An 18,294-nucleotide genomic window follows, 5' to 3' on the forward strand; every position below is an offset into this window, starting at 1 on the left:
GCACATTGCCATGGGGGACGTCTTGGGGGATCCGGACCGCGCGAGCGGGACCGCGGCGGCCTTTCCCGCCCAATTGCGAAGGCTGCGCGTGCAGCGCGGCCTGTCGCTGGGCGACCTGGCCCGCCGGACGCACTACAGCAAGGGCTATCTCAGCAAGATCGAGACCGGTGCGAAGCCGGTCACCCTCGATGTCGCCCGCAGCTGCGACCGGGCCCTCGGGGCCGAGGGCGAACTGCTGCGGCTGGTACCGGAGAACGAGGGGTCAGGGCCGCCCCCGGCCGGATCCCGCGCCGGGCCGGCCGGCCGGCCCGGTCCTCCTGACACTTCCGGTCCTCCCGGTCCTCCCGGTCCTCCTGGCTCTCCCGGTGCTCCCGCCGCTCCCGGCCCGCCCCGCCAGCGTGCCCCGCAGTCGGACGGCGCCTGCCCCTACCGCGGTCTGTCGGCCTTCACCCCCCAGGACGCCCAGTGGTTCTTCGGCCGCGAGCGTGCCACGGCCCTCCTCGTCGAGCGGGTCCACGACCGGCTCGGGCACGGCCCGTTGCTCCTCGTCGCCCGCTCGGGCGCGGGCAAGTCCTCCCTGCTCAGCGCGGGGCTGGTACCGGCGCTGCGGCGCGGTCGCTTCCCGGTGGCGGGGGCCGACGGCTGGCCGGTCGTCAGGTTCACCCCCACCGCGCATCCGCTACGGGAACTGCTCGAAGCCACCGTCAAGGCGGTGGGCGGCGATCTCGACGTCACCCCGGGGCAGTTGAGCGCCCACCCGGAACTGCTGCTCGAATCCGTCCACCGGCTGACGCACGGCGCCGGCTCCCTCCCCGGTCCGGACGGGCAGCAGCTCCCGACCGTGCGGCCGGTGTTGCTGGTCGACCAGTTCGAGGAGCTGTTCACCCTCTGCTCCGACGAGGAGGAGCGCCGCTCCTTCGTACGGGTGCTCCTTGCCCTGTCCGCTTCCCCGGCCTCTCCCACCCACGCCGAGGCCGACGCCGACGCCGGTGCCGGTTCCCGTGCCGGTGCCGGTGCCGGGTACGAACCCGCCGTCGTCGTGCTCGGTGTGCGGGCGGACTTCTCCGGTGAGTGCCTGGACCTGCCGGAGCTGGCCGCCGTGTTCAGCGACGGGCTGTTCGTCCTGCCCCCGATGTCCGTGGCGGAGCTGCGGGAGTCGATCACGCGCCCGGCGGAGCTCGCGGGGCTCGTACTGGAGCCGGGGCTGGTCCCGCTGCTGCTGCGGGACGCGGGCGTACGGGACCCCGGTGCGGGTGACCCCGCGGCACGCACCGGCGGCGGTACGGAAGCCTGGCCCGGGGAGGCTCCCTCCAGCGCCCTGCCCCTGATGTCCCACGCGCTGATGGCCACCTGGCAGCGGCGCGAGGGATCCACGCTCACCGTCGCGGGATACGAGTACGCCGGCGGCATCCAGGGCGCCGTCGCGCGCAGCGCCGAGCAGGTGTTCGCCCACCTGTACCCGGCCGAGCAGCGGATGGTCCTGCGGCTCCTCGTCCGGCTGGTGCACATCGCCGACGGAACGGGGCCGACCCGGCGCCGGATGAGCCGCACCGCCCTGCTGGAGGGGCAGGCCGACACAGCACGGGCCGCCGCCGCCCTCGACGCCTTCGTCCGGGCCCGGCTGATCAGCGCGGACAGCGAGAGCGTGGAGATCACCCACGAGGCCCTGCTGCACGCCTGGCCCCGGCTGCGCGGCTGGATCCACGCCGACCGGGCCGGACTGCTGGTCCACCAGCAACTGGCCCAGGCCGCCGACGAATGGGCGCGCGAAGCCCACGACCCTTCCGTGCTGTACCGCGGCAGCCGCCTCGCCACCGCCCGCGCCTGGGCCGACGAGCTGGACGGCCGCAGCCGGCTGGGCACCCGGGAGGCGGCCTTCCTCGACGCGAGCCGGGCCGCGGAGGAGGCCCGCCGCCGTCAGGAGCGGCTCCGGGTCCGGCTGCACCAGCGGATGCTGGCCACGCTCGTCGTCCTGCTCCTGCTGGCGCTGACCGCCGGCGGGGTGGCCTACCAGCAGCGCGCGGGGGCGCTCGGCCAGGAGCGGACCGCCCGGTCCCAGGCGCTGGCCGCCCGGTCCCTGTCGCTGGCGGCCGGACAGCCCGAGGCCTCCATGCTGCTCGCCGAGGAGGCCTACCGGGCCGAAGCGACGCCCGAGGCGCGCGGCGCCCTGCTCAGCACCCAGTCGCAGCCCTTCCTGGCGCGGCTCGGCGGGCACGGCGGGCCGGTCAACGCGGTGGCCTTCGCACCGGACGGCCGGCTCCTGGCGACCGCCGGCTCCGACGGGAAGGTGCTGCTGCGGCGGGTGGCCGACCGGAGCACGGTCGCCGCCTTCACCGCGCCCGGCCGGGTGCGCACGGTCGCCTTCAGCCCCGACGGGCGGACCCTGGCGGCCGGTTCCACCGACGGCCCGGTCCGGCTCTGGTCCGTCGGCGCGGGCGGCCGCCCCGTGTCCGTGCTGCCCGCCAGTACGGCGGGCGCCCGGGCGGTGGCCTTCGCCCCCGACGGGCGCACCCTCGCCATCGCCACCGCCGAGGGGACCATCCAGTTGCGGGACCCGGCCGGGGAACACGGCGAGCGCGCCGTCCTGACCGGGCACACCGCACGGGTCAACACCCTGGCCTACGCCCCGGACGGCCGGAGCCTCGTATCGGCCGGCGCCGACGGGACCGTACGGCTGTGGGACACGCGGCGGGCGGAGCCGGCCGCCGTCCTGGAGGGGCACACCGGGGAAGTGCTGGGCGCGGCCTTCGCCCCGGACGGCCGTACGGTCGCCACCGGCGGGGTCGACCGTACGGTGCGATTGTGGGACGTCGGCGGGCGGCGCGCGGCCGCGACGCTGGCCGGGCACAGCGACGACGTCAACTCCGTGGCCTACACGCCGGACGGGACCACCGTCATCAGCGGGGGCGGCGACGGCACCACCCGGCTGTGGGACGTCCGGGGCGCCCGGCTCACGGCGACGCTCGCCGGGCACACCGACTACGTGCTCGCCGTCTCCGTGGATCCGGCGGGATCGGTGCTCGCCACCGCCGCGTTCGACCAGTCCGTCGTGCTCTGGGACCTGCGGGGGCCGGTGCTGACGGCGCGCCCGTTCACCGAGGTGTGGCACTCCGCGTACAGCCCCGACGGGAAGCTGCTGGCCACGGCCGACGCCGATCACACGGTGCTGGTGTGGGACGTGGCCGGACGGCGGGTTCAGGCCACTTTCGCGGGGCACGCCGAGACGGTGTTCTCGGTGGCCTTCGCCCCCGACGGCCGCACCCTCGCCTCGGCCGGAGCCGACGGCACCGTACGCCTCTGGGACACCGCCGGGCGCGCTCCCCTCGCCACCCTCACCGGGCACACCGGGACCGTGTTCTCGGTGGCCTTCGCCCCCGACGGCCGCACCCTCGCCTCGGCCGGGGCCGACGGCTCCGTGCGGCTGTGGGACACCGCCACGCGCAGTCCGCTCGCCATCCTCACCGGGCACACCGACTTCGCGAACGACGTGGTCTTCAGCCCCGACGGGCGGACCCTGGCCAGCGCCGGGGACGATCTGACCGTACGGCTGTGGGACGTGGCAGGGCGCCGCCCGCTCGCCGCGCTCAGCGGGCACGCGGGAGCGGTACGGGCCGTCGCGTTCGGCGCGGACGGGCGGACCCTGGCGAGCAGCGGCAACGACGGCACCGTACGGCTGTGGGACGCGGAGCAGCGGCGCGTCACCGCGGTGCTGACCGGGCACACCGGATCGGCGCGGGGCATCGCCTTCTCCCCCGACGGGCGGACCCTGGCGAGCAGCGGCAACGACCGTACGGTGCGGCTGTGGGACGTGCCCGGACACCGGCTCCGGGCCGCGCTGTCGGGCCACACGAACGCGGTGTGGGGGGTCGTCTTCTCCCCCGACGGGCGGACCCTGGCCAGCAGCAGCAACGACGGCACCGTACGGCTGTGGAACCCGGATCCCGGCGCCCGGCTGGCGGACATCTGCCGGACGGTGGGCCGCCTCGGACCGCGCGAGCGGCAGGCGCTGGTGCCCGGCCTGCCGCCGCGGGCTCCGCGGCGCTGCTGAGCCGTTCCGGGGTTTCCTCGGGGGTTTCCCGTTGCCCGTTCGGGTGGTGCCGCGCCCGGTCCTCGACGGGACGCGGCGGCGGCCGACAGGCTGGTCGCGGGTGCGGCGCCGACGGCCAAGTGCCGGGCGGACGGCCGCGCTTCACACCACCACCGCGCCCAGTGAATCGAGGTCTCCCATCGTGTCTCCCCTCGTGTCTCCCCTCGTGCTGCGCCGAACAGGTCTCATCGGAACGCTCCTCGCGCTCCTGGCCGTACTCCTCTGCACCCCCGCCGGCCCGGCGGCCGCCGACGGCGGTTGCCGGGTCCTGGCCCCCGGGGCCTCGGCGGCGGCCGAGCGCGCCGTCGCCGCCGCCTGCGAACAGGTGGGAAAGGGGGTCTGGTACACCTGGGGCGGTGGTCACGGCCCGGGGCCCGGTGCCACGTACGGGCAGGTGGACCCCACCGATCCGGCGAGCGAGCACGATCCCGAACGGCTCGGCTTCGACTGCTCGGGGTTCGTCCGCTACGCCTACGCGCAGGCAGCCGGCTCGGACCTGCTGGACGGGGTGGCCAGTGCGCAGTACTACACGCACCGCGCGGCCGGCCGCTTCACGGCCGCCCAGGGGCTCGCGCCGCTGCTCCCCGGCGACCTGCTGGTGTGGGGCACCTCCCGCGACCTGCACCACATCGCCCTCTACCTCGGGGCGGGCAAGATGGCGGAGGCCCGGCAGTCGGGCACCAAACTGATGGTCAGCGAGGTCACCGACGCACGGCTGTCGAACGGCTACTACGGGGCGGTCCGCGTGGACACCGGCCCGGTCACCGGACACGTGTTCCAGACCTGGGGCTCGGGCGTCTGGACGAAGGACCGTCCCTCCACGGCGGCCGCGCGCGTCTACGCCTTCCCCGGGCCGACGACCATCCGCGTCGAATGCCAGAAGCACGCGGAGTCGGTGACCTCGGACGGCTACACCAATGACGTCTGGTCGTATCTTCCGGACTATCAGGCGTGGATGACGAACATTTACGTCCGCGGGGCGGCTTGGCTGGAAAACGTGCCTACCTGTCGTTGATCATCCGTAAGGTCGGAATCGACCCGCAAACCCCCCGCGCCGGCCCGCCCGGCCCATCCGAGGAGCAAAGTGCGCCTGTCCGCGTCCCCGTCGTCCCTGTCGTCCCCGTCGTCCCCGTCCACCCGGCCGCCGCTCCCCCGCTCACGGCGCCTGGCCGTCGGCGCCGCCCTGCTCGCCGTCGTGGCCGGCGGTACGCTGCCCGCCACCGCCGCCCACGCGGCGACCGCGCCGGGCTCGGCCGCCCAGGCCGCCGCCCAGCCGGCCGCGGCGCCGGCCGCCGCGCCCGATCTGGAGGCGCTGACGCAGGCGTTGCGCAATACGACGGCGGCCGGAGCGCCCGGCGCGATGGCCCGCTTCACCGGTCCGGACGGCGTCCGGTCCCGGGTGGAGGGCGTACGGGACCGGAGCACGGGCGCGGCGATGGACACGCGGGCCCGCTTCCGCATCGGCAGCGTCACCAAGACGTTCTCCTCGGTCGTCCTCCTCCAACTGGTCGACGAGGGGCGGATCGAGCTGGACCGGCCGGTCAACGCGTACCTCCCGGGCCTGCTGCCCGACGACCGGATCACGGTGCGCCACCTGCTCACCCACCGGAGCGGTCTCGCGGACTACACGAACGCGATGTTCGAGCACACCGTGCCCGGCTTCGAGGCCGTCCGGAACAAGGTGTTCACCTACAAGGAGCTCGTCGGCCTCTCGCTCGCCGAGCCCAGGACCACCGAGCCCGGGGTCGCGTACAAGTACTCGAACACCAACTTCGTCGTGGTGGGGATGCTGATCGAGAAGGCCACCGGAAAGCCGGTGGCCAAGGAGTACGAGCGGCGCATCATCAAGCCCCTCAAGCTGAAGCACACCTCCTACGTCCACCCGGGCACGGCCATCAAGGGTCTGCACGCCAACGGCTACCTCCACCCGGACGAGGCCGGCGCCCCGCTGGTCGACTCCACCGAACAGACCGTCTCCTGGGCGCAGTCCGCGGGCGCGATGATCTCCAGCGCGGCCGACCTCAGCACCTTCATGTCCTCCCTGCTCGGCGGGAAGCTGCTGCGCCCGGGCACGCTGGACGCCATGCTCACCGTGACCCCGACGGACACCACGAACACCCGGTTCTACGGGCTGGGCCTGCGCCGCTACGACCTCTCGTGCGGTGCGCAGGTCTACGGGCACACGGGCACGGTGCAGGGCTTCTACACCTACGCGTTCACCACCCGGGACGGCAAGCGCTCCCTCTCCGCCATGGCGAACACCTCCAACCGGGGGCAGGCCAACACCGCCCTCGGCGGCACGCTGGAGGCCGCCTTCTGCGGTAAGGCTCCGGCGGCCGGCCCGGCCACGGCCCGCGGTTTCGCGTTCGCCCCGGCCGCGGCCGCGGCGGAGGCGGACCTCCCCGAGAACCGCTGACGGCGATTCCCGGACACCGGGAGGCTCCCGCCCCTTGGCCTGGGGGCGGGAGCCGGGAAAGCTGAACTCCGCATTCCCACACGGGCGTTGTCCGTGTGACCGATGAGGAGGACACGATGCCCGACGCACCGTCCGTGAAGCGTTCCCGCAGGGGGCCGGGCCGACGGGCCCGCAGGATGGCCGCCGTCACGGCGGGGGCCGCGGCGCTGGTCCTCGCCGCCTCGGGGATCGCGTACGCGGCTCCGCCCCCGGCGCTGCCGGCCAACGCGGACGGGCTGGAGCAGACCTTCCAGCCGGCCTACGACTACGACCGCGACGGCTGCTACTCCAGCCCCGCCATCGGTCCGGACGGCACCATCAATGGGGGCCTGAAGATGGGGGGCGACGTCAACGGCCAATGCCGCGACCTCTCCGACCTCAACAACACCAACGGCTACTCCCGCGCGAAGTGCAACAACGGCTGGTGCGCCGTCATGTATGCGCTCTACTTCGAGAAGGACCAGGTCTCGCTCGGCCCTGGCAGCGCGGGGCACCGGCACGACTGGGAGCACGTCGTAGTGTGGATCCAGAACAACCAGGTGGCCTACGTCTCCACTTCGGAGCACGGGAACTTCAAGGTGCACGCCGCCTCGCAGATCCGGTTCGACGGCACCCACCCGAAGATCGTCTACCACAAGGACGGCTGGAGCACGCACTGCTTCCGTGCCGCGAACTCCAACGACGAGCCGCCGGAGAACCACAAGGGGACCTGGCAGTATCCGACGCTGGTCGGCTGGAACGGCTACCCCGCGGGGCTGCGCGACAAGCTGAGCCAGGCCGATTTCGGCAGCGCCCTGCTCGGGATCAAGGACGGCCAGTTCAACGGCCACCTGGCCAAGGCCAAACCGGCCGGGATCCCCTTCGACCCCAACGCGTGACGGCCGTGACGGCCGTGGCTCCCGTGACGGCCACCGGACTCGCGGGCAGGTGGCGAGAGGGGGCCGGATAGGGTCACGGCGGGAACGGCGCCGCCCCGCCACCCCCGCTCCGCCCCTGCCCGGCCGGCGGCCGCCCTGCCCGGAAACCTGCCTCGATGAGTACCGCTGTCCACCCCGCGTCGCCCGCCGGATCCCCGGGTCCTCCCGGATCCACCGGGCCCGCCGCCCCCGAACCGCCCCGCCGCCGGGCGTTCGGCGGCCGGGCCCCGGCCCGGCCCACGGCCGCCGCCGGTGTCACGCTGGCGCTGGTCATGGCCGCGCGCACGCCGCATTCACCCGCCTGCGCCACCGCGGTGGTGGTCGTGCTCCAGACCCCGGTGGCGGCCCGGTTCGTCCCGTTGCTGTTCGGATCGACCGTCCTGATCGTCCTGACCGGGTACGCGGCCTCCCGCGTGCGCCGCACGGCGCCGAGGTACCCCGCGTACTGGTGGTGACCGTACGTCGCCGTGGCGGCGCTTCGAGATGCGCTCCGGGTGTACTGCTGGTTCGCTGAAATCCGCCCGGCGTCCCCCCACAGCGCCCAGGAGTGATCATGAGTGCAGGCGAATCCCACGGCCGGTCCCGGCAGCTGCGCGACAAGGCGCAGGAACTCGACGAGGCCGCCACCCGCTCGACCGACCCCGACGAGAGCCTCCGGCTGCGGGACAAGGCGCGCCGCCTGCGCGAGCAGAGCGAGCAGGAGCGCGTCATCGACGACCCGGGCATGGACCTGCGGTAGAGCCGGCTGGTCCGGCAGGGGTCTGTCCGGACTACGGGGCCACGGCCGCCGCGGGGGCTTCGTCGAGTTCCCACGCGTGGCGCTTGAACTCGCGGACGAAGTCGGCGTGGTCCTCCCACTGGCGGGCGATGCCGCGCAGCACGTCCCAGTGGTGCTCCACCGCCTGGTCGATGACCCGGCGGACCGCCGGCTCGGCCGTCTCCCGCTGCTCGATGAGCCCCTTGGCCACCGAGGCCTCCAGCGCCGCGTTGCGCAGGGCCCGCAGGGCGCGGGAGGTGTCGTCCATCCCGAAGCCGTTCTCGCTGCCCGTCTCCTCGGCGAAGAGCGGGGTCAGCCGCGCCTCGATGAAGGCGGTGATCCGCTCGAAGTGGCGTACGTCCATCGGGGGCTCCATCTCGGGTCGCTGCGCTGTCCGGCGCGAACCGGGCCCGCACCGGCGATCATTATCCCGCAGCCGGGCACCCGCTCCGCTCCGGGGGCGCGGCCACTAATCTGGCCCGCATGGACGAGCGGGACGAGCGGGATGAGCGCGACGGGCTGGACGAGCTGGACGGCGTGGAGGTCATCGCGTTCGCCGATGCCGGGGCCTTCGAGGACTGGCTGGCCGGGCACCACGCCCGGCACGAGGGCGTGTGGGTCAAGCTGGCGAAGAAGGCGTCCGGGATCCCTTCGGTCACCGCGGACGAACTGGTCGACATCGGGCTCTGCTACGGCTGGATCTCCGGGCAGCGCCGGTCCCTGGACGAGCGGCACTACCTTCAGAAGTACGTCCCCCGCCGGCCCCGGAGCCTGTGGTCGCAGGTCAATGTCGACAAGGTGACCGAGCTGACGGCCCTGGGCCGCATGCGCGGACCGGGCCTCGCCGAGGTGCGCAAGGCGCAGGAGGACGGCCGCTGGGCGGGGGCCTACGCCTCCCAGCGGACGGCGGAGGTGCCGCCCGACCTCTCGGCGGCCCTGGCGCAGAACCCGGTGGCCCGGGCGGCCTTCGAAGCCCTGGACCGGACCGGACGCTACCTCGTCGCCCTGCCCCTCCTCCAGGCCCTCACCCCGCAGACCCGGCAGACCCGCCTGGAGCAGGCCGTACGCCTCCTGGCGCGGGGCGCCGCCGGCTGACCCGGGCCGCCGGGGCTACCAGCGGAGCGGCAGGCGGCTCACGCCATGCATCAGGGTGCCCGGCAGCCAGGCCGGCGGGCCGGCCGCCGGGTCCTCGGCCAGGCCGGGGAAGCGTTCGAGCAGGGAGCGGATAGCGATGCGGCCCTCCATGCGCGCCAGCGGAGCGCCGATGCAGAAGTGCAGCCCGTGCCCGAAGGCCAGGTGGCCCTGCGGGGCGCGGCCGATGTCGAAGACCTCGGGGTCCGCGAAGCGGGCGGGGTCGCGGTCGGCGCCTGCCAGGGAGACGAGCACGGTGGCCTCGGCCGGGATGGTGGCGCCGCCCAGTTCCAGGGACTCGCGGGCGTAGCGGTACGTGGTGTGCTGCACGGGGCCGTCGTAGCGGAGCATCTCCTCGACCGCTCCGTCGAGCAGTCCGTCGAAGTCCTCGCGCAGCGCGGCCAGTTGTCCGGGGTGGGCGAGCAGGGCCCGTACGCCGTTGGAGATGAGGTTGACGGTGGTCTCGTGGCCCGCGACCAGGAGCAGGAAGGCCATCCCGATGACCTCGTCGCAGGACAGCGAGTCGCCGTCCTCGTCGCTGGTCCGGATCAGCGCGCTGAGCAGGTCCTCGCCGGGCTCCTTGGCCTTGGCCTCGATGAGCTCCGCGAGGTAGATCCCCAGCTCCTGGTGCGCGGTGCTGTTCGAGGCGCCCGAGGTCGGGGCGACGATCTCGTTGGACCAGTGCCGGAAGCGGGCACGGTCCAGGTCGGGGACGCCGAGCAGCTCGCAGATCACGGTCATCGGGAGCGGGAAGGCCAGTGCGTCGATCAGGTCGCCGCCGCGCTCCGGCCGGGCGGCCATCGCGTCGAGCAGCTCGTCGGTGATCTGCTGGACTCGCGTCCGCATGCCTTCCATCCGGCGTGCGGTGAACTCCCGTGCGACCAGGCGCCGCAGCCGGGTGTGGTGGGGCGGGTCGGATTCCAGCATGTTGGAGTTCACGGCGTTGAGCTGGGCGTCCGGGAAGTTGCCCGAGGAGCGCCAGTCCTTGGACAGGGCCGGGTGGTTGAGCGCGCGGCGCGCTTCCTCGTGCCCGACGATCATCCAGCTCGGCTGGATCTCGTCGGCGTTGAGGACGATCTGGTGGACGGGCGCCGCCGCGCGCATCCTCTCGTAGAACGCATAGGGGTCGGCATCGAACTCTTCCGCGCTGGCACTGATGTCCACTACTGGCATCGGACCACGGTACGCCCCCAGTTGGGGACCGGTGGGGGCGGTTTCCGGACACTCCGGGGCAAGTGCCCGATCACGGTAGTCTGCGGCCTTCGCCATACGAAAGAGGGGGACGGCCATGACGACCGCATGCGAGGTAGTCCGGACGACGGTGGACGTCGTCACTCGGGACGGCACCGCCGATGCCTATCTGGCCCGGCCCGACGGCGCGGGCACGTACCCGGGGGTGCTGCTGTACGTGAACGCCCTCGGGATCCGCCCGCACATCAAGTCGGTGGCGGACCGGATCGCGGCGGCCGGCTACGTCGTGCTGATGCCCAACCTCTTCTACCGCCACGGGCGCGCACCGGTGTTCGAGCTTCCGGAGTTCGTGGACTTCGCCCGGCAGCCGGAGCTCACCGACCGGGTGGGCCCGGCCCTCGACTCGCTGACGGCCGAGCTGGCGATGCGCGACGCCGAGGCCTATCTGGAGCGGCTCGCGGGCCTCCCGGAGGTCGCCGCCGGGCCGGTGGCGATCACGGGGTACTGCCTGGGCGCCAGGCTGGCCCTGCTCACGGCGGGTACGTATCCGCAGCGGGTGGCGGCCGCGGCCGGCTTCCACGGCGGGTTCCTGGCCACGGACGCGGCGGACAGTCCGCACCTGGTGGCGCACCGGGTCACCGCCGAGCTGTACTTCGGCCATGCGGACCGGGATCCGTCGCTGCCGGCCGAGGAGATCGACCGGCTGGAGAAGGCCCTCTCGGCGGCGGGCGTCCGCCACCGGGCCGAGGTGTACGAGGGCGCCGCGCACGGCTACACCCTGGCCGACACGAGCTCCTACGACGCGGTCTCGGACGAGCGGCACTGGTCCGCGCTGTTCGCGCTGCTGGACCGGACGTTCTGAGTCGCGCGGGCCCGGCGTTCTGCCGGGCCCGCGCTCCTACGGGGCTACGGGGCTACGGGGCTACGGGGCTACGGGGCTACGCTTACCGGCACTGGCCGGACCGGGGTCCGACGACGGTGGTTGCGGTGACGCGCGGCGCCGGTTCGTTGGCTTCGCAGCGCAGCGGTCCGACGACCCGGCCGCCCGAGAACTCGACGCCTCCGGTGTTGGCTTCCAGGGTGACCGGACCGGTGATCGTGTTGCCGGCGCAGACCGGGGGCGCCCCCGCGTCCGCGGCGGAGCCGATCTCCACGAAACCGCTGGTGCTGCGTACGCCGACCGGGCCGGTCAGCGTGGATCCGCAGAGGGACACGGCGAGCGCCCCGTCGGCGGAGAACGGACCGGTGACGCGGCCGTCCGATACGGACAGCGCGCCTCCGGGCCGGACGGTCAGCGGACCGCTCTGGCTTCCGCCGGAGGCGATGCAGAGCGATTCCCCGGCCGCCACGGTCAGCGGCCCCCGGTGGCCGGTCGTGATGCAGGGCCGGCTGAATCCGACGGTGATGCCGGCCGGTTCACCGGTGGAGCTCGCCGTGTGGTCGGCGTCCGGGGTGTACGTGGCGCTGATCCGGTGGTCTCCGGGGCGCAGAGCGCTCGTGGTGAAGCGGGCCCGCCCCCCGTCGAGCGCGACGGTGGCGAGCGGGGTGGTCCCCTCGGAGAAGGTGACGCTGCCTCCCGGGGCGGCGGGCGGGTGTTCCGAGCCCGTGACGGTCGCGGTCAGGGCGACGGCGTGCCCGAACAGCGGGGTGGTGGTGTCCGTGGTGAGGGTGGTCGACGTCCTGTAGCGGAAGGAGACGACGGCCTTGCCGTCGCCGTGCTGGACGCCCGACTGCAGGGAGGACTCGGAGACACCGGCCTCGGCCCCGGCCGCATGGCCGCTGCCGCCACCGCCGCCGGCTCCGTAGAGGTTGCCGGGGTTGCCGCCGCCGGAGCCGCCACCGCCGCCGAACCAGCCGCCACCGCCTCCGCCGCCGCCGTTGCCGCCGCGGCCGCCGCGGCCGCCGTTGCCCCCGGTGCCACCGGAGCCGGGGTTGGGCAGGCCGGTGTACTGATCGATGTCGCTCGCGTTGCCGCCCGGTGCGCCGAGCGGGTTGGTCCGGGTTCCGGTCCCGTGCTGGGTCTGGGTTCCGCCGGTTCCCCCGGCGCCGGATCCCTCGGGACCGCCGCCCTGGCCGCCGTTCCCGCCGCGCAGGAGGGGGCCGCCGTTCCCGGCGCCTCCGCCCGCGCCGGCCACCAGGATCCGGTCGGCCGGCCCGAAGGCGCCGGCGCGCAGGTCGGTGGCGCCGCCGCCGGAGCCGCCGCCGCCGTGTGCGCCGCCGCCGCCCGTGCCGTGGCCGAAGCCGCCGGGCCGGGCGTACTCGCCGCGCCGGGAGGTGCCGGAGCTGCCGACGCCTCCCCGGGTGATCTGAAGAGCCTGGCCGGGGGTCACGGCCAGGACCGCGTGGGTCCGGCCGCCGAGGCCGCCGGGTGCGCCCTCGTTCGGCGGGTTCGGGGAGACGAAGCCGGCGGCGCTGCCGCCTTCGGCTCCGTACAGGTCGACGGTGAGCTCACTCACCCCGGCGGGCACGGTGAAGACGTCCGTGCCCGCGGTGGCGTACGTACAGGTGGGCGGCGAGCTGGTGAAGAAGCCCGCCGGGCCGCAGGGGCCGGACGACGCGTCCGCCGGGTCGGCGGTCGCGGTGAGGGGTGCCACCAGGGCGGCGAGGAGTGCGGCCGCTCCGAGGGCGAGCGCGGTCCGGGAGGCGGGGAGGGAGTGGGGTCTGATTCGGGTCATGGTCCTGATCGGTGTGGTGGTGATGGGGCGGGGGTCCCTCGTGCCGCTCAGACGCCGTCGTCGGCGCACAGCGCCCAGGCGTCGGTGTAGGTGTTGGGGGAACTGCCGCCGCCCGTGTGGCCGGTGTGGGTGTAGGCCGTGGCCGTCCAGTAGGAGGCCGTGGTGGTGCCGTCGCCGACCGGGGTTCCGCCGGAGTCGCTCGGGTAGCTGCCGCCCAGGTGGTCGCCCGGCGAACCCGGTCCGGTGAAGGCCGTGGTGGTCACGCTGCCGCCGCTGATGGCCGCGCCGCCGCTGATCAGCTTTCCGTCGTTGCCGCCGCAGCCGACCGTTGCGGTCTGGCCCGACGTGGCGGCGGTCGGGCCGCTGACCTCGCTGTGGCGCACCTTGACCGTGGCGCCGCTGATGTCGATGGTGTTGCCGCTGCAGATCGCGTAGGCGTACGTCGTATTGCCGGTGCCGCCGCCACCGCCGTTCCAGCAGACCGCGGTCCAGGAGTCGGGGTTCGTCTCGCCGTCGGCCGCCGCCTTCTGGCCGTAGGCGTGCCCGGCGTCGTTGAAGGTGGGGAAGGACGCGATCGGCTTGAGGCTGCCGACGTCGGCCGGGGTGATCCGGGCGCCGCCGCCGAGCAGCCGGGTGTTGGCCGGGCAGGTGGCGGTGACGAGGCCCACCGTGGAGGACGTGGTGGGTCCGGCGACCTTGTTCATCACCACCTGGGTGTGGTTGATCAGGTTGCTGGTGAAGCACATGGCGTAAGGGGTGCTGGAGAACGAGGCGTTGACCGCGCCCCCGCTGCCGCCGATGCCGAGCCAGTGCGTCACGTCGCTGCCGACGACGCCGGTGGAGCCGGTGTACTCGGTGCTGCCGTCGGGGCTGGGCGACGTGCCGTTCACCTTGTTGCCGTTGGACGACGTCCCGGTGCCGATGGCCTGGTTGATCCCGCCACCGGAGACGAGCCCCGAGGGGCAGTCCGCGTGGGTGGATATCTCGGAGAAGGTCGCTGCGGGTCCGGAGGTGGCCCCCGGAGTCTTCACCGTCACGCCGACGGTGTTGGCGTAGGCCGGTCCCGGCACCAAGAGGGCCAGGAGGGCGCGATGACCAGTGACTTTCCTGCGACGGCGCGCCGCAGAACTGTCTTTGGCATGAAATTGTCTCCCTCATCCAGAGTCGCGCATGCGGACTGTAACAGTCCTTTTGGCATGCATCCACAGCGAGAGAGGACTGTCTCACCTAGCAGATAAGAGGTTTACGCCGATCAAGGCGCCCGCCTGCATCTTTCAGGTTTCCTGAAAGGAATGATCGAAAACAATCGATGGACCTGAACAATTCCGGTGCGCGAGAGTCGGGGCATCACCACAAGGCCCCAACTCCCTTACCCGCAACGGAAAGCAGGATTCCGCGCATGCAGCTCCCGACCACCGACTTCGCCGCCGCGCCCTACGTCTCGGGCGACCCGTACGCCGACTACCGGGGCGGCACCTTCGGCTTCTCCCACCTGACGGACCTCGCCGACCGCCGACTCGGCGCGGGGGTCGTCGCGGCCAACGACGAGTTCTTCGCCGAGCGGGAGAACCTCCTGCTGCGCACTCCGGCCGTCTTCGACGTGCACGACTACGGCAACAAGGGGAAGGTGATGGACGGCTGGGAGACCCGGCGGCGGCGCGGGGCGGGCGCGGGCGAGCCGTTCCCGACGGACTCCGATCACGACTGGGCGCTGATCCGCCTCGGCTCCCCCGGCGTCATCCGCGGGATCGTCGTCGACACCGCGCACTTCCGCGGCAACCACCCGCAGCAGGTCAGCGTGTGGGCGGCCGCCTTCGAAGGGACGCCCTCGACCGCCGAGCTCCTCGAACGGGCGGACGCCTGGGAGGAGATCGTGCCCCGCACTCCGGTGCGCGGCCACGCCGCGAACGGGTTCGCGGTCGGGTCGGGGCGCCGCTGGACGCACCTGCGGATCAACCAGCACCCCGACGGCGGCATCGCACGCCTGCGGGTGCACGGCGAGGTGCTGCCCGATCCGCGGTGGCTGGCCCTGCTCGGCACGGTGGACGTGGCCTGCGTGGTCAACGGCGGGGTCGTGGAGGAGGCCTCGGACGGCTTCTACTCCTCCCCCGGGAACACGATCATGCCGGGGCTGTCGCAGAAGCAGGACGACGGCTGGGAGACGCGCCGACGCCGCGACAAGGGGAACGACTGGATCGCGTACCGGCTGGCGGGGCAGTGCGAGATCCGTGCGGTGGAGGTGGACACCGCGAACTTGAAGGGGAACGCGGCCGGTTGGGTGGCACTGTCCGTCAAGGACGGTGCGGACGGCGCGTGGACCCAGGTCCTCCCGCGCACCCGGCTGGAGCCCGACAGCCCGCACCGGCTGCCGCTCGCGGCGCCGGCCCTGGCCACGCACGCCCGGATCGACGTGTACCCCGACGGCGGATTCGCCCGTCTGCGCCTGCACGGCCGACTCACCGACGCCGGAGCGGCCGCCCTCACCGCCCGCGCGGCGCGTGCGGCGGGCGCGGCGGGCGCGGCGCTCTGACGGGGAGGGCGGCCGCTCCGGCGACCTGCTCGGGGCTGTCGCCCGGAGCTCCCGGGACCACTCGACCGGGACTACTCGACCGCGACTACTCGACGACGAGCTCGACGGGGATGTTGCCGCGCGTGGCCCGGGAGTAGGGGCAGACCTCGTGCGCCTGCTTGACCAGCAGGGTGCCGGTCTCGCCCATCAGGGCCTCGGGCAGCTCCACGCGCAGGACGACGGCCAGGCCGAAGCCCGCGCCGTCCTTGCCGATGGACACCTCCGAGGTCACCGAGATCTCGCTGGTGTCGACCTTGGCCTGACGGCCGACCAGCCCGAGCGCACTGGCGAAGCAGGCGGCGTACCCGGCGGCGAAGAGCTGCTCGGGGTTGGTGCCCAGGCCGTTGCCGCCGAGGGCCGGCGGCATGGCCAGCGCCAGGTCGATCTGGCCGTCGGAGCTGACGGCGCGGCCTTCGCGGCCGTTGGCGGTGGCGACAGCGGTGTAGATCGCGTCCATCTCGGGGGTTCCTCTCACGGGGCGGAGGCGGGCCGTCGATCGACGGCCCCGCCCCATCAATATGACACACAATTGAGTTGTGCACAATTTAGTTGCCGACATGGCACCCCCGGGTACACTTGCCCCCATGACCGAGCAACCGACCGACACCCTCCCCGACCAGGACTTCCTGCGCCTCGACGGCCAGATCTGCTTCGCGCTCGGCGCGGCGAACCGCGCCTTCGGCGGGCTCTACCGCGTCGTCCTGAAGGACCTCGGGCTGACCTACCCCCAGTACCTGGTGATGCTGGTGCTGTGGGAGCACGGGGAGATGCCGGTCAAACAGCTCGGGCAGCACCTGCGCCTCGACTCGGGCACGCTCTCCCCGCTCCTCAAGCGGCTGGAAGCCGCCGGCCTGCTCGTGCGCGAGCGCAGCGCCGCCGACGAACGGTCCGTGCACGTACGGCCCACCGAGGCCGGTACGGCCCTGCGCGCCCGGGCCGCCCTGGTGCCCCGGCGCATCGCGGCCGCGACCGGCTTCGAGCTCGGTGAGATCAAGGAGCTTCAGGACCGCCTGCGGCGGCTCACCGCCGCCCTGGACGCTGCGGTTCCGCCGGAGTAGGCGGAGCAGGACGTTCCGACCGCGCGGCGGAGGTTCCGTAGGGGCGCCACAGGGGGTGTTCGCGCCGCGCCCAGTCGGCGGCCACCGAGCCCGTCCGCATGCCGCGCCGCGCCTCCGGGCTCCCGAGGGCCATCATGACGTGGCCCACGACGGCCACGGTCAGCGCGATGGCCAGCCAGTCGTGGACGAAGGTGGCCCCGGTCCGCCAGGACAGCGGCACCAGCCCGGTGAACCACATCAGCAGACCGGTGCCGAGCATCACGAGGGCGGCCCCGGCGCTCCAGCTCGCGTAGAGCTTCTGCCCGGCGTTGAACTTGCCCGCGGGGCGCGCGGACGGCCGGTGGTCGCGGCGCAGGGCGGAGCGCAGCCAGGTGCGGTCGTGCGGGCCGAAGCGGTTCAGCCGGCGCAGGTCCCCGCGGAAGGCCCGGGAGCCGAGCCCCAGCAGGGCGGGGGCCGGAATCAGCAGTCCGGACCACTCGTGGACGGTGACCACGAGGTGGCGGCGGCCGACGAGTTCGGCGAGGGGCGGCAGGTAGAGGCAGGCGGCGCTCGCCAGGCACACCCCGGTCAGGCCGACGGTGGCCAGGTGGACCAGTCGCTGCGCGCGGCTGAACCGGCGCACGCGGGCGGGGAGTTCAGACGGTCGGGGCATCGTCGCGTCCGTTCGACTTGCCGACCCAGGCGTCGACGTCGTAGCCGAGTTCCTCCCAGTAGCCGGGCCTCACGTCCCGGGTGAGGGTGATGCCCGACAGCCATTTCGCCGACTTGTAGAAGTACATGGGGGCCGCGTAGAGGCGGGCCGGACCGCCGTGGGCGTGGCTGAGGGGCTTGTCCTGCATGTTCAGGGCGACCATGACGTCCTCGCGGCGTGCCTGCGGGAGCGTGAGGCTCTCGCTGTAGGTGCCGTCGAAGCAGGTGAAGCGGATCGCGCGGGCATCGGGGTGGACCCCGGCGGCGTCCAGGAGCCGGAAGAGCGGGACGCCCTCGAAGGGGGTCTCGGGGACCCGCCAGCCCGTCACGCACTGGACGTCGCGGACGATCCGGGTCTGCGGCAGGGCCCGCAGCGCGTCGAGCGTGTACGTGGCCGGGCGCTCGACCAGGCCGTCGACGGTCAGCCGGTAGTCGGCCGGGCCGCGTTCGGGGACCGAGGAGGCCACCGAGTAGTACCGGAACCCGCCGCCGCCCGGCAGCAGTCCGGTGAGCCCGGTGGGGTCCTTGTCCGCGGCCGCGCCCAGTACGGCGTCGAATCCCGACTGGAGCCGCGGCGCGAGGGCCAGCCCGAGGGCGCCGAGCCCCACCATGCCGAGGAGCAGCCGCCGGCCCACGGGGGCACCGCGGCCGTCGGGGTCGGGAGCGGGGTCGGGTTCGAGGCCTGGGCCGGCTTGCTGATCTGCTGTGCTCACGTGCCGATTCGACCACCTGCGCCGCCCCGGCGGCCAGGGTCCGCGCCCGCC

General features: G+C 73.8%; 17 protein-coding genes. 10 read left to right on the forward strand and 7 right to left on the reverse strand.

Going from position 1 to position 18,294, the window contains the following annotated elements; genetic code table 11:
• Positions 1-10: 10 nt before the first annotated feature.
• The 6 genes from MTF69_RS07970 (at position 11) to MTF69_RS07995 (ending at position 8,198) form a co-directional block, all read left to right on the forward strand.
• Entirely contained in the window at positions 11-4,048 is a 4,038-nt protein-coding gene (locus MTF69_RS07970; protein ID WP_243332012.1) for a helix-turn-helix domain-containing protein, read from the forward strand.
• A gap of 205 nt (positions 4,049-4,253) precedes the next feature.
• Positions 4,254-5,102: a C40 family peptidase gene (locus MTF69_RS07975; RefSeq protein WP_243332617.1), complete on the forward strand. Its 849-nt coding sequence runs from the start codon at positions 4,254-4,256 to the stop codon at positions 5,100-5,102.
• A 168-nt stretch (positions 5,103-5,270) separates the two neighbouring features.
• A complete protein-coding gene (locus MTF69_RS07980; protein WP_279345541.1) occupies positions 5,271-6,503 on the forward strand; it encodes a serine hydrolase in 1,233 nt (410 codons plus the stop codon).
• 176 nt (positions 6,504-6,679) lie between these two features.
• On the forward strand, positions 6,680-7,420 hold the full coding sequence (locus tag MTF69_RS07985) for an NPP1 family protein (RefSeq protein WP_243332619.1): 741 nt from the start codon (positions 6,680-6,682) through the stop codon (positions 7,418-7,420).
• A 155-nt stretch (positions 7,421-7,575) separates the two neighbouring features.
• Complete coding sequence (locus MTF69_RS07990; RefSeq protein WP_243332015.1) at positions 7,576-7,914, forward strand: HPP family protein; 339 nt, start codon at positions 7,576-7,578, stop codon at positions 7,912-7,914.
• 98 nt (positions 7,915-8,012) lie between these two features.
• Positions 8,013-8,198 (forward strand): DUF6381 family protein, encoded by a 186-nt coding sequence (locus MTF69_RS07995; protein WP_279345527.1) that lies wholly within the window; start codon positions 8,013-8,015, stop codon positions 8,196-8,198.
• 31 nt (positions 8,199-8,229) lie between these two features.
• On the opposite strand, the gene MTF69_RS08000 is transcribed toward MTF69_RS07995, so the two are convergent.
• Positions 8,230-8,580 (reverse strand): hypothetical protein, encoded by a 351-nt coding sequence (locus MTF69_RS08000; RefSeq protein WP_243332017.1) that lies wholly within the window; start codon positions 8,578-8,580, stop codon positions 8,230-8,232.
• Positions 8,581-8,699: 119 nt separating this feature from the next.
• Between MTF69_RS08000 and MTF69_RS08005 the strand changes: the two genes are divergently transcribed.
• Positions 8,700-9,311: a YdeI family protein gene (locus MTF69_RS08005; protein WP_243332018.1), complete on the forward strand. Its 612-nt coding sequence runs from the start codon at positions 8,700-8,702 to the stop codon at positions 9,309-9,311.
• Positions 9,312-9,326: 15 nt separating this feature from the next.
• Here MTF69_RS08005 and MTF69_RS08010 read toward each other — a convergent pair whose 3' ends face one another.
• A complete protein-coding gene (locus MTF69_RS08010; RefSeq protein ID WP_243332019.1) occupies positions 9,327-10,520 on the reverse strand; it encodes a cytochrome P450 in 1,194 nt (397 codons plus the stop codon).
• 115 nt (positions 10,521-10,635) lie between these two features.
• Between MTF69_RS08010 and MTF69_RS08015 the strand changes: the two genes are divergently transcribed.
• Positions 10,636-11,400 (forward strand): dienelactone hydrolase family protein, encoded by a 765-nt coding sequence (locus MTF69_RS08015; RefSeq protein ID WP_243332021.1) that lies wholly within the window; start codon positions 10,636-10,638, stop codon positions 11,398-11,400.
• An 82-nt stretch (positions 11,401-11,482) separates the two neighbouring features.
• Here MTF69_RS08015 and MTF69_RS42795 read toward each other — a convergent pair whose 3' ends face one another.
• Together MTF69_RS42795 and MTF69_RS08030 are read right to left on the reverse strand one after the other, a co-directional pair.
• The gene (locus MTF69_RS42795; RefSeq protein WP_279345528.1) at positions 11,483-13,213 is read right to left on the reverse strand and encodes an Ig-like domain-containing protein; all 1,731 of its coding nucleotides are present in this window, start codon (positions 13,211-13,213) and stop codon (positions 11,483-11,485) included.
• A 47-nt stretch (positions 13,214-13,260) separates the two neighbouring features.
• Positions 13,261-14,286 (reverse strand): hypothetical protein, encoded by a 1,026-nt coding sequence (locus MTF69_RS08030; protein ID WP_243332022.1) that lies wholly within the window; start codon positions 14,284-14,286, stop codon positions 13,261-13,263.
• A gap of 326 nt (positions 14,287-14,612) precedes the next feature.
• On the opposite strand from MTF69_RS08030, the gene alc reads away from it, so the two are divergent.
• The gene (gene alc / locus MTF69_RS08035) at positions 14,613-15,743 is read left to right on the forward strand and encodes an allantoicase (protein ID WP_243332024.1); all 1,131 of its coding nucleotides are present in this window, start codon (positions 14,613-14,615) and stop codon (positions 15,741-15,743) included.
• 85 nt (positions 15,744-15,828) lie between these two features.
• Here the strand turns inward: alc and MTF69_RS08040 are convergent, their stop codons facing one another.
• The gene (locus MTF69_RS08040) at positions 15,829-16,239 is read right to left on the reverse strand and encodes an organic hydroperoxide resistance protein (RefSeq protein WP_243332026.1); all 411 of its coding nucleotides are present in this window, start codon (positions 16,237-16,239) and stop codon (positions 15,829-15,831) included.
• Positions 16,240-16,366: 127 nt separating this feature from the next.
• Between MTF69_RS08040 and MTF69_RS08045 the strand changes: the two genes are divergently transcribed.
• A complete protein-coding gene (locus MTF69_RS08045) occupies positions 16,367-16,840 on the forward strand; it encodes a MarR family winged helix-turn-helix transcriptional regulator (protein ID WP_243332029.1) in 474 nt (157 codons plus the stop codon).
• On the opposite strand, the gene MTF69_RS08050 is transcribed toward MTF69_RS08045, so the two are convergent.
• A complete protein-coding gene (locus MTF69_RS08050; RefSeq protein WP_243332031.1) occupies positions 16,803-17,492 on the reverse strand; it encodes a cytochrome b/b6 domain-containing protein in 690 nt (229 codons plus the stop codon). The two genes, MTF69_RS08045 and MTF69_RS08050, sit on opposite strands and share 38 nt — an antisense overlap.
• On the reverse strand, positions 17,476-18,141 hold the full coding sequence (locus tag MTF69_RS08055) for a molybdopterin-dependent oxidoreductase (RefSeq protein ID WP_243332624.1): 666 nt from the start codon (positions 18,139-18,141) through the stop codon (positions 17,476-17,478). The genes MTF69_RS08050 and MTF69_RS08055 overlap by 17 nt, the downstream gene beginning before the upstream one ends.
• Positions 18,142-18,294: the final 153 nt, after the last annotated feature.

The organism is Streptomyces sp. AP-93 (assembly GCF_022808175.1).
Taxonomy (GTDB): domain Bacteria; phylum Actinomycetota; class Actinomycetes; order Streptomycetales; family Streptomycetaceae; genus Streptomyces.